Here is an 11,818-nt window from a genome sequence, read left to right as displayed (position 1 = left end):
CGTGGGAGACGGCGTTTAACGCGCCTGCACCTTCCCAAAAACAAAAAACCCGGCCGAGGCCGGGTTTTTGCGTTCTGAGGTAAACCAGAAAGACTTACTGCAGCAGAGACAGCACGCCCTGTGGAACCTGGTTGGCTTTTGACAGCACGGAGGTACCGGCCTGCTGAAGGATCTGCGCTTTGGACATGTTAGACACTTCCGTTGCGTAGTCAGCATCCTGAATACGTGACTGAGACGCGGTCAGGTTAGTCGACGTGGTGTTCAGGTTGTTGATGGTAGATTCAAAACGGTTCTGAATCGCACCCAGACCTGAACGTGCGGTATCCACGTTTTTGATACGCGCGTCGAGGTCAGACAGGTCGCCACCGGTCACGTCGAAAGTCGCGCCCAGACCAGTGGTCTGGAAGCCTGCGCCTGACAGAGAGATGCTGATCACGTTAGCGTCGGTAGAGTCGTTAGCGCCAACCTGAATGTTTACGCTGCCGGTGGTATCAAAGATCGCCGTGCCGTTAAAGGTACTTGCTTTACCGATACGGTTAATTTCAGACAGACGTGCATCAACTTCTTTCTGGATTGAGTCGATATCGTCAGCGCTGTTGGTGCCGTTTTTCGCCTGAACGGTCAGTTCACGGATACGCTGTAAGTTGGTGTTCATTTCGTTCAGAGAGCCTTCAGCTGTCTGAGTCAGAGAGATACCGTCGTTAGCGTTACGTGCAGCCTGGGTCAGACCTTTGATCTGAGAATTCATGCGGTTAGCGATAGCTTCGCCCGCGGCGTCATCTTTTGCGCTGTTGATACGCAGGCCAGAGGAAAGACGCTCAATGGCGGTGCTCAGAGAAGCCTGGGATTTGTTCAGGTTGTTCTGAGTGGTCAAAGACATAATGTTAGTGTTAATAACGGACATAATATTTTCCTTCAAAAAGTAACTTGGGTCTGTACGGCGCCAGGCTGCCCGTCACCGTCTGCATTCTTTATCGGCGACCTTTGTCAGAACTTTAAAAAACTTTTCAGGAAAATCATCATGCCCGCGTGAATAAGGCGGCAAAGCGGGCTGTTTGAGAGGGGAAACCCGTCTTCCTGCTGGAAGACGGGGTAAGACAGATAAATCTTAACGCAAACGGAACGCCATCACCGCATCGCCTTCTTTGGTGCCAAGAGAACCGTGGCCACCCGCAGCGATAATCACATACTGCTTATTATCCGCGCCCATATAGGTTGCCGGGGTCGCCTGTCCGCCTGCCGGCAGTTCGGTTTGCCACAGCAGCTTACCGGTATTGATGTCATAGGCCCGGAAGAAGTTATCTGCCGTAGCGCCATGGAATACCAGATCGCCCGCGGTGGTCAGCGGGCCACCGTGCGCCACCATTCCCATTGGGAAACCGATGGGGAAGCGGCCCGGCAGGAAGGTGGTTTTCAGGTTTTTAGTCGTGCCAACGCGTCGCAGCCAGCCCGTTTTACCGGTGGTAAGATCCACGCCAACCAGACGGCCCCAGGGTGGAGCGATGCAGGGAATGCCCAGGCTGGAGGCGAACTGCTGGATATGGATAGCGTAATCCCCTTCAAAGTTCTCATTCCAGTACGGCGTGCCGTCTTTGGTGAACAGACGCTTGTTTTCGGTCTCTGGCGTACGCTTAATCAGGTTGTACTTGTAGGCCAGACGAACCGGCGATGCCACCAGGATTTGCCGTTCCGGATCGATGGCCACTGAACCCCAGTTAAAGACGCCGATATTCCCCGGGAAGACGATAGAGCCCGCTTCGGTGGCAGGCGTCCACGGATTGCCGTCATAGCGCAGGGATTTGTAATCGATCCGACAGGCCATCTGGTCAAACGGCGTCAGTCCCCACATCGATTTCTCATCAATCGGATCGGGAATAAAGTTCAGTGCAGAAACCGGCTGGGTTGGCGAGAATTTCTCACCCGCTACGCCGCCCTGGGTAGAAACGTCAACCTGATTGATCGGATAAACCGGCTGGCCGGTCAGGCGATTCAGCACGAACAGATTGCCGGTTTTAGTCGGCAGGATCACCACCGGCTGTTTACTGCCCTGATAATCAATATCCAGCAGCGACGGCTGGGACGGATTATCACGGTCCCACAAGTCATGTTTAGAAGACTGGAAGCGCCATTTAAACGCGCCGGTTTTCAGATCCAGCGCCACCAGCGTGTCGCGGAACTTTTCGGTATTGCTGTTTGGATCGCGTTTGCCGCCCAGCTCATCCGGCGAGGCGTTGCCAAACGGCACATAGACCAGACCGTTTTTCACATCCGCACTCAGCGTCGCCCAGGCGACAGGCGTGTCCTGCGGATAACGTTGTCCGGCAGGCAGCGGCTGCGTATTGTCAGGATTAGCCGGGTCGAAATTCCACACCAGGCTACCGCTGTTAACGTCATAAGCGCGGATGACCCCGGATGGATTTCCGCTGTTATAACCGTTATCCATTACCGAGCCACCAACAATAACCAGATTGCCAGCCACCAGCGGCGCAGAGGTTTGCATCAGGGCGTGAGGACGAATATTGCCCATATTAGCCCGTAAATCGACGGTGCCGTTATTACCGAAACCGGCGCAGAGTTTGCCGCTGTCTGCATCCAGTGCGATTAATTTCGCATCGGTTGTGGCATTGAAAATACGTTTACGGCAGAGCGCCGGAGCAGTCGCGGTATTGGACGCTGTCGCCTGGCTTTCCTGATAATAACTCACGCCGCGACAGGTTTGATGCTGCTGCAAATAAGAGCGATCTTTGGTCGGCTGATATTTCCACTTCAGCGCGCCGGATTCAGGATTCAGGGCATGCACTTCATTATGCGGCGTACAGAAATAGACGGTGTCATTCACCTTCAGCGGCGTCGCTTCAAAGGTATATTCCGTTGCATCTTTATTACTGTCACGCACGTCGCCGGTATGATATGTCCAGGCAAGCTGCAAATTATTGACGTTGTCTTTGGTTATTTGATTGAGCTTTGAGAAACGCAGGCCGTCAGGTGTTCCGCCGTAGGCCGTCCAGTCATTGCCCGGCAGGCTGTCGGCAATCGGGTTACGTTGACTGGTTAGCGTGCCCTCTTTGGGATAGGGATCGTAAAACATCAGGCCGATAACCACAGCAATGATAATAATCACGGTGGAGCCAAGGAAGGGATGAAAACTGGCGGGTTTAGCAGGATTACTGACGCGCGATAGCGGACGCACAATCCATGGCAGCGCGAGCCACACGCCGAACAGGCCAATCAGATCGCCACGGGGGATCCACTGCCATTTATCGAAGCCGACTTCGAATACGGTCCAGGCCACAACAATCCACATCAGTACCGCATAAATTGTCAGAGCAAATTTCTTTTTGTAAAACAGCGCGACGGCGGTAATTAGCAGGCCGATGGCAATAATGGCATAAAAAGGCGTGCCACCCAGCAGCAATAGCTTGCCGCCCATGTAAAGCATTGCGATACCCACGATCGCTAACACAATACCGGTTAGTTTTATCATTTTCGTCTCTCGGTTAATCTCAGGAGTGATCTGTCATTTAAATTACATTTCAACAACACAAATTTAACTAAAATAACATTGAATGAAAACTGTATTTAATTTATGTATTTTAGGTGATGATTTCGTATTGGTATGATTTTTCAGGAGAGACGGTGATAAACCGCTAAAAAAGAGGACGGCAGAGGTAAAACAGCAAGCCCGGCGCTGAAATCAGCACCGGCTCAAACTTGAAACACGGAACACGCCAGGCGTGAAACGCCGCGTACGGGAACAGGGGCAGCCCGGGTGGGACTGCAACGGCCACGGACGGGCGCAGGTGCCGCTATTTTTGGTTATACAGCGAGCGCAGTTTGATCTGGTAAGCTTCCATATCGTGTTCGTCACGAATACGGGCGATAGCGGCATTAGCCTTCTGAGTGATCAGCTCCGGCTTTTCAACAATATCTGTGATAATCACCTTTAACTGATCGATGGTTTTTCTGCGTAACCGGTCGCGTTCCTGCGCGGAAGAGACGCTGTAGTCGCAATCATCGTTCAGCTCGTGAGTGACCTGCCAGCCCGCTTCGATCGGATTAATTTCCGGCAGTGCACGCACGTTAGTGGTGATAACCGGACAGCCGCAGGACTGCATTTCAAGCACCGAGAAGCCGTAGGTTTCAGCCCAGGTGGGTAGCAGACCCACATCTGCTTTTTGCAGCAGCGTCATCACCCGATCGTTAGGCATGGAGGGGACGTGCTCGTATATGTCGCCATGACGGGCAATCATCGCTTCCGTTTCGCTGGCAAAGGTCGGCTCGTCCTGATACTTACCCAGCGCGTAGTTACCCGTCTTTTTTAAATCCCCAATCAGCGTCACTTTAACCTGGCTGGCCTGAATTTTGTTTTCCGTCAGCAGTTCGTCGAACGCCCGCACGATCTCTCCCCCGCCTTTGCGGTAGAAATCTTTGCCGATAAATACAAAATGAATCGGCGTTGCGCTTTTACGCGACGCACGAACCGGCGTATAGAGCTTCTGCGGTGGATGCATCACCACCATTTTATCGCGAATCGTCTGCGACAGTTCCGGACTGTCACGGAACAGCTTCATTTCCATTTTGTAGGCCGCGCCAGAGAGCGCAATCAGCGCTAAACAATTATTGGCAGTAAGGGCGGAAGAAAGACGCTGTAGCTTCGCGCGGTTCTCATCTTTATTGCCGCTTTTAGGCGGAAGAATACGCGGTAATTCGGTCTCGAATGTCGCGACCCACTTGCGATCTGTTATTGCTATCTCGTTGAAAACGTGAAAAACATCCACGTCCCGCTTCGGCGAGCTGATCACCGGTTTGAAAAGAAAAATTTTGCTCTGGCGGAAGAATTTCATATTAACAAGGTTGATATAAGAATAGAGATTCTTATTTTTGAAGTTAATATATTCCATGCCTGAATCAACTATTATTGTTCTTTTCTCCGGGTAGTTATCGTTAGATACGCCGATTCTCATACCGCCACCTCATAGAAAGTAATGCTAACTGTACTGAGTAATATTATTAGAATTCAATTTTGCCCTGGTCTTCATTCCATGACGCCCGTGTACTCCACCACAGAAGGCCTGACAAGTAAATACGGGCATTGTCTTAATATTAAAAGTGGCATTTAATTCCCCAAAGGGAAAATTTCGCTCCCCCCGCCGTCAAGTTAAAAATAAGTTAAATGTTACCCGCTCTTTGTGGCCGGTTTTCGTTTTTCGCTGGACTCAAGGCTGAAAAAACCTCGTAACCAAAAGTAATATCTTATTACATCCGCTGCGGGTGATATTCTGCCTAACGCCCTCAGGTCAAGGGTGGTACGGCTTCAGCCTCTTCCCACGCTCTCTTTTCAACGGCTGCGTACGCAGTAACCCCCTGATTATGAGTCCAACAGAAAGCGGAGTTTGGGTAAAAAAAACGTTAAAAGCCACAGAATTTCCCCCTTAATTATCCTGTCCATTTACGATATCCCACTCAAAATCAGCGAATAAAGAAGAAGAATTCTTTATGTTTGAGCAGGACGCCGGAGGTCAGCCTCCCTCCCAGGCGGCTTGCACAGCCGCAGCGCCCACCATAAGAAAGCCGTGGTGAAAGGATAATTAAGAAACATCTGTATTGGCTGTAATAAAAAGGCAGACGGCAATATCGCCAGAATTTGCTTACCTGAGGGTAATTAAACGCCAGTTTGAATAAGAAATGTCCTAATGCCGTAATTTAAGGCGGATACACCTTATTAATGAATCAGGCTAATAACATCAAGTGGATCATACTCATAGTCAGCGCTTATTAATGACATATCATTAAGGCATGCAAAAGCTGATGATAACCACTGAGGAACGATCATGATCGATATTTTTGTTAAGGATGCCAAACCGGCCGCAGAAGGCCCGGCGGAGTATTTCACCGGCAAAGTGACAATCACCGCGCCCTTTAACACGACCGAACCTGCCCGCGTGAGCGGAGCCACCGTCAGCTTTCCCGCAGGCGCGCGTACTGCCTGGCACACGCATCCTCTGGGGCAAACGCTGATCGTCACCGAAGGTCAGGGGTGGGTTCAGGAATGGGGGGAAGCAGCACGCAGCATAAACCAGGGCGATATCGTCTGGATCCGACCGGGCGTGAAGCACTGGCACGGCGCATCCGCAACAACATCGATGACTCACATCGCAATAGCAGAAGCTGAACAGGGTAAAGTGGTTGACTGGCTGGAGCACGTCTCCGCCGAACAATATCCGCAATAGACCCTTCACCTGCCAGGCCGGTTCGCCAGTGGCGTCCCGGTCTTTTTGCTTTTCTCCTGCCGCATAATCGCTACACTGCTTTTATCTGACCGACAACACCTGAACTCCTCCATGCTTAAAGACAATTTCAACGATCTGATTTCGCTGATGGTTATCGCCCGTGAAAAGAGCTTTACCAAAGCGGCAGCGAAACTGGGCGTATCGCAATCGGCGCTGAGCCATGCCATTCGCGGGCTGGAAGAGCGTCTTGAGCTGCGTTTGCTCACCCGTACCACCCGCAGCGTTGCCCCAACCGAAGCGGGTGAACACCTGATTAAGACAATTGGTCCCCGACTGGAAGAAATTGAAAACGAACTGATTGCGCTGCGTGAGCTGCGTGACCGGCCGGCAGGCAATATTCGTATCAGCGCGGGCGAGCATGCGCTGCGTTCAACGCTGTGGCCGGCGATGGAAACGTTCACGAAGGCGTTTCCTGAAGTGAACATTGAAGTTGTCTCTGACAACGTACTGACTGATATTGTCAGTGGCCGCTTTGATGCAGGCGTTCGGCTGGGCGAACAGGTGGCGAAAGATATGATCGCCGTGCGCATCGGGCCTGACTGGCGCATGGTTGTGGTAGGCTCGCCCGACTATTTCGCCCGCTACGGTCGGCCGGAAACGCCGCAGGATCTTCAGCAGCATAACTGCGTGAATATGCGCCTGCCTACGATGGGTGGCCTCTATGCCTGGGAATTTCAGCAGGATCAGCGTGAGATGCGGGTGCGGGTGGAAGGACAACTGACGTTTAATAATCTTCAGCCGCGCATCGATGCCGCCGTCGCCGGGATTGGCCTGGCGATGGTGCCGGAAGATAGCGTTGAAGCGCTGGTCGGCGCAGGGAGACTGGAAAAAGTGCTGGAAAACTGGTGCGCGCCTTTTCCCGGTTATTACCTCTATTATCCCAGCCGTAAGCAGCATACTACCGCTTTTGCGGCGTTTATCGACGCGGTGCGCGTTAAGAGCAGCTCACGCCGATAATTCGATAAAGCAGACTGACCCGCAGGCTCTCTGCGGGTCAGTGGCAACCTTACTCAGTGCGCTTGCTCAGAGAGTGACAGCGTCACCGGGATCAGAAGGCTTCCCAGTTATCCGTTCCACCCGCAGCGGCCAGTACGGGTGCTTTCAGCGGCGCGGCTTTTTTCGGCGTGGCGGCGTTCACCGGGCGCGAAGCGAGACGGAAAACGGCCACCGCCTGGTTCAGGTGCCCTGCCTGCTCTTCCAGCGAGGCAGCGGCAGAAGAAGATTCTTCCACCAGCGCCGCGTTCTGCTGCGTCACGCGATCCAGCTCGGAAACGGCCAGGCCAACCTGACTGATACCGTGGCTCTGCTCATCCGACGCGGAAGAGATCTCATCCATGATGTCGCGAACCTGCTTCACGGAAACCACGATCGCCTGCATTGACTCTTCAGCCTGTGCGGCAAGGCGTGAGCCGTTGTCCACACGCGTTGAAGACTCGGCAATCAGCGCGTTAATGTCTTTCGCCGCCACTGCACTTCGCTGTGCCAGATTGCGAACTTCACCCGCGACTACCGCGAAGCCACGGCCATTTTCCCCGGCGCGTGCCGCTTCAACGGCGGCATTCAGTGCCAGGATATTGGTCTGGAACGCGATACTTTCGATCACGCCGGTGATTTCTGCGATTTTTTTCGAACTTTCCTGTAAGCCAAAAATGCTTTTAATCACGCCATCAACAATGTTACCGCCCTTTTCCGCCGTTTCGGCAGCGGAAAGCGCCAGTCGTGCAGCCTGATGCGAGTTATCCGCATTCTGTTTCACGGTCGCGGTAATCTGCTCCATGCTGGCCGCCGTCTGTTCCAGAGAAGCCGCCTGCTGTTCGGTACGCGACGAGAGGTCGTTATTGCCCATCGCGATTTCAGACACGCCGGTCAGGATGACATCCGCGCCGTTACGCACGTTGCTGACGGTTTTTACCAGCGAGCTTTGCATTACCGCCAGGCCGGACAGCAGATGAGCCATCTCGTTACGGGCATCGCGCTCGGCAACAATGGTTTGGGTCAGATCGCCCTGCTCAATGGCATTGATGTGTTCCAGTGCGCGGTTCAACGGCTGGATCAGCACGCGCTTGATCACAGACCAGTAGATCAGGATAAAAATCACCACCAGCAGCATGATGGAACCCAGTAACCACAGCATTTGTACAAAAGTCTGATTACTGTCGGCGGAGGCATCCTTAGCCAGCTGGCCAATTGCCGCGCGCCAGCGATCGTAATCGCCCTGCATGATTTGCTGATTCGCCGCCACGTTGATGGTGAACAGGCCTGGCATATCGCGACGATCCGCAATCGCCATCAGCTGGTTAAGCTGACCGGCATAGACCTGGTAGCTTTGCGCCAGCTTGCTGTTCAGCGACGGGTCAAGCCCAGCGACAACCGGGCCGGACTGGTAGGCTTTGAAATCGCGGTCGGCCTGCGCCAGCATCGCTTTGCCATGGTCGACCATAGTGCCCACCACGCTGCTGGTTGGCCCTTCCCGTTGTAGCCAGATCAGCACGCGGTTAACGTCTGCACGGGCAGCGTTTAACTCGTACCAGGCATTGGTTAGCGCGGTCACCTGGTCATTCGCTGAAGAGGCGGTCGCAAAACTGTCTTTATTGTGACTGAGTGAGGTGAGAAACAGCACCCCGGCGATAAATTGCAGCGCGCCAAAGGCAATAATGCTGCACAGCAGAAATGAGGACGTTTTGATACGAGTGAAAACAGACATAGCGGCATCCTGTTAATAAGGCAGAAGTTGGCTATATCGGCATCGTTACCGGTAACATTAGGCTAAGAGGTTTTTTTATTATGCAACTGCACAAAAATCCGGCAACGACTAGCTGCGCCTGATTTTGTTCGCTGCTTCTTCCAGCGCATCAACGATTGCATGCAGGGTTTCCCCGGAGAGCGCCTGCTGGGATAACCGGTTGTTTAACGCCATCTTAAAGCTGTAAATCGCGTTTTCGATGGCAGGAATGCTGCGGTTGTTAACCAGAACCGCCATGGAGGTTAGTCGGCTGACGATCTCCGCCAGCGCGGGTTGGTTGTCTTCCAGCTGACGCTGACCAACGGCGGTGAGGCGAAACGCTTTACGTGCAGCCTGCGGATCGGCCACTTCGACGCAGTCCGTCTCTTCAAGCAGCGTCAGATTGGGGTAGATGATGCCCGGGCTGGGCGAGTATTCCCCTTTGGAGAGATCTTCAATCGATTTAATCAGCTCATAGCCATGCGCGGCGCCCTGCGCAATAAAGTGCAGGATCAGCAGGCGAATATCGCCCGCATCCAGCATTTTTTCACGTCGTTTCCGGCGCGCTGTGGACCCTGAGTCGCTGGCGCGTTGCTGAGAATTGTCAGAGAGTTTCATTGCCTGCCTGAGCCCGTTTTAAAGGGGGCTGATAGTAATTTAGCCCCCGGGAAAATTCAATAAGGATGCTCGGGAACGCAGACTACTGACAAACTCAAAGCACGAGGAATACTGGCCTGGAACAAAGCGTCCTGGGCCATGGACGGAGCCGGCAGGGATGCCGCTTTTTGCGTCTTTGTGGAAGGCCTGTGTTCCTCGTGCCTGCACTATCTCAATGACCTCAAAATACCCGAACGAACAGGTCATTGACGACAGTCTGCCAGCAAGCCGATTTAGGGATTATCCGCCGCGGTAACGCGCCAGACCACGTTTCCGGCGTCATCGGCAATCATTAATCCGCCCTGTTTGTCCATGGTCAGCCCAACCGGCAGACCGCGCACTTCCTTCCGATCGTCGGTCAGGAAACCGGTGACAACCGGTTTCGGCTGCCCTTCTGGCTTGCCGTTACGGAAGGCGACCCACACTACCTGATAGCCGTTCAGCGGCTTACGGTTCCAGCTGCCGTGCTCGCTGATAAAGGCACCGCCGCGATATTCCGCCGGTAAATTGGTGCCGGTGTAGAACCACAGCCCCAGCGGTGCCACGTGGGAGCTTAAGGCATAGTCAGGCTTCAGCGCTTTTTTCACCAGGTCCGGCCGCTGCGGGCGAACGCGCTCATCAACATGCTGGCCAAAGTAGCTGTAGGGCCAGCCATAGAAACCGCCTTCCTGCACGGCCGTCATATAATCCGGCACCAGATCGGCACCGATCTCATCACGTTCATTGACAATGGCCCACAGCTTGCCGGTCTGCGGCTCCCACTGCATACCGGTGGGATTACGCAGGCCGCTGGCGTAAATCCGGCTCGCGCCCGATGCCACATCCACCTCCAGAATGTCAGCCCGGCGATACTCCGCGCCAATCCCGTTTTCCGTAATGTTGCTGTTAGAGCCGACGCCCACATAGAGTTTGCTGCCATCAGGGCTGGCGAGCAGCGACTTGGTCCAGTGATGATTAATGGGGCCGCCAGGCAGCTCGGTTAACTCAGTGCCCGGATCGGTAATGGTCGTTGCGCCGCTTTGGTAATGATATTTCCTCAGCGCGTCGGCATTCGCCACGTACAGCGTGTCACCGATCAGCTGTACGCCAAACGGCGAGGAAAGATTTTCCAGGAACGGATATTTTTGCCAGGTTTTGCCATCACCGCTGGCGTTACGCAGCAGCGTGATGCGGTTTCCGCCTTTACCCCCCTTGCCCGACGCATTTTTAACAAGGCTGGTAATCAGCTGTTTGGGCTGGCTGACAGGCGCTTTTGGCCCGCTGGCTTCCACCACCAGCACGTCGCCGTTTGGCAATGTGTAAAGCTGGCGAGGACTTTTCAGGCCGTCCGCCACTTTTTCGATTTTCAGCCCTGCCGCCACCTTCGGTTTTTCACCCTCTTTCCACGGCGTGCCGCCGGGCACCTGCATCGGCGGTATCAAAAAGTTTTTCGCGGGCGGCAGCTCAGGATTTGCGCCAGTTTGTTTTGCGGGATCGATCTTTGCCCCGTCGTCGCAACCGCTCAGGGTCAGGGAAATCGAGACGGCCAGCAGAGAGAACAGCGTTGTTTTATTCATCATGACGCCTCCTTAAGCGGTGCGTTCGCGCACGGCGAGTTGCAGGTTGGCGAACAGCATCAAAATGACTGCCAGCGTGGAGAGAATGACGCCGGTCGGCACCACGGCAAAAGCGTCACGGCTGTGGATAAAGGCGTTGAAAATTTCCAGCACGATAGCGACCAGATAACTCCAGAAATGCACCTTTACCGCCGATCCTTGCGGATAAGCCGCGCCGACCCAGACCTGAACCAGATTGATCAGACGAGGAATGATGGCAATCACCAGACCGATGGCGATCAGCCAGCTGGCGCCTTGTGTCCAGAGCACCTCCGTGCTGTAGATATAGATGATGTCGAAAATCCACCCGGCGACAAAAAAACCGAGCGGGACAGGATGTAAAAGCGAATAGACGGCCACGGCAAAAGTAGAATGGCGGGATGTCACCTGAGAAGTCATTCACCGGCTCCTTATACAAAATGAACGTAAACGGCGACCCGAAACGCCAGCCGCCCTGATGCAGACTGTAAAAGGTTAGTAAATTTAATGACTTCGTGTTCGCAAATGTGATGAATAATTAATAAACCCGCGCCCAGGCCGCTCGTTTCGGTGAT

The 11,818-nt window shown here is 53.7% G+C and carries 9 protein-coding genes; 2 read left to right on the top strand and 7 right to left on the bottom strand.

All coding sequences use genetic code 11. From position 1 onward, the window contains the following. Positions 1–94: 94 nt before the first annotated feature. From AAGQ96_RS10105 to AAGQ96_RS10095, 3 genes are all read right to left on the bottom strand, one after another. Positions 95–904, bottom strand: coding sequence for a flagellin (locus AAGQ96_RS10105; protein WP_147197691.1), 810 nt, complete (start codon positions 902–904; stop codon positions 95–97). A 204-nt stretch (positions 905–1,108) separates the two neighbouring features. Then, entirely contained in the window at positions 1,109–3,484 is a 2,376-nt protein-coding gene (locus AAGQ96_RS10100) for a membrane-bound PQQ-dependent dehydrogenase, glucose/quinate/shikimate family (protein WP_147197689.1), read from the bottom strand. Positions 3,485–3,806: 322 nt separating this feature from the next. Further along, positions 3,807–4,964, bottom strand: a complete 1,158-nt coding sequence (locus AAGQ96_RS10095; protein WP_342755431.1) for a glycosyltransferase family 4 protein — start codon at positions 4,962–4,964, stop codon at positions 3,807–3,809. Positions 4,965–5,831: 867 nt separating this feature from the next. On the opposite strand from AAGQ96_RS10095, the gene AAGQ96_RS10090 reads away from it, so the two are divergent. Together AAGQ96_RS10090 and AAGQ96_RS10085 are read left to right on the top strand one after the other, a co-directional pair. Then, complete coding sequence (locus AAGQ96_RS10090; protein ID WP_342755430.1) at positions 5,832–6,230, top strand: cupin domain-containing protein; 399 nt, start codon at positions 5,832–5,834, stop codon at positions 6,228–6,230. A gap of 111 nt (positions 6,231–6,341) precedes the next feature. Beyond that, positions 6,342–7,247: a LysR family transcriptional regulator gene (locus AAGQ96_RS10085; RefSeq protein WP_342755429.1), complete on the top strand. Its 906-nt coding sequence runs from the start codon at positions 6,342–6,344 to the stop codon at positions 7,245–7,247. Between the two features lie 91 nt (positions 7,248–7,338). Here the strand turns inward: AAGQ96_RS10085 and AAGQ96_RS10080 are convergent, their stop codons facing one another. The 4 genes from AAGQ96_RS10080 to AAGQ96_RS10065 form a co-directional block, all read right to left on the bottom strand. Further along, the gene (locus AAGQ96_RS10080) at positions 7,339–8,994 is read right to left on the bottom strand and encodes a methyl-accepting chemotaxis protein (protein ID WP_147197684.1); all 1,656 of its coding nucleotides are present in this window, start codon (positions 8,992–8,994) and stop codon (positions 7,339–7,341) included. Positions 8,995–9,102: 108 nt separating this feature from the next. Further along, on the bottom strand, positions 9,103–9,630 hold the full coding sequence (locus AAGQ96_RS10075; RefSeq protein ID WP_147197683.1) for a PadR family transcriptional regulator: 528 nt from the start codon (positions 9,628–9,630) through the stop codon (positions 9,103–9,105). A 272-nt stretch (positions 9,631–9,902) separates the two neighbouring features. After that, positions 9,903–11,225, bottom strand: a complete 1,323-nt coding sequence (locus AAGQ96_RS10070; protein ID WP_168199676.1) for a sorbosone dehydrogenase family protein — start codon at positions 11,223–11,225, stop codon at positions 9,903–9,905. A 12-nt stretch (positions 11,226–11,237) separates the two neighbouring features. Next, entirely contained in the window at positions 11,238–11,663 is a 426-nt protein-coding gene (locus tag AAGQ96_RS10065; protein ID WP_147197679.1) for a DUF2231 domain-containing protein, read from the bottom strand. Positions 11,664–11,818: the final 155 nt, after the last annotated feature.

It is taken from the genome of Pantoea sp. MBD-2R (assembly GCF_039134845.1).
Classification (GTDB): Bacteria; Pseudomonadota; Gammaproteobacteria; order Enterobacterales; family Enterobacteriaceae; genus Erwinia.
The sequence above is the reverse complement of the archived record's forward strand: the minus strand, read 5'-3'. Positions and strand labels throughout refer to the sequence as shown.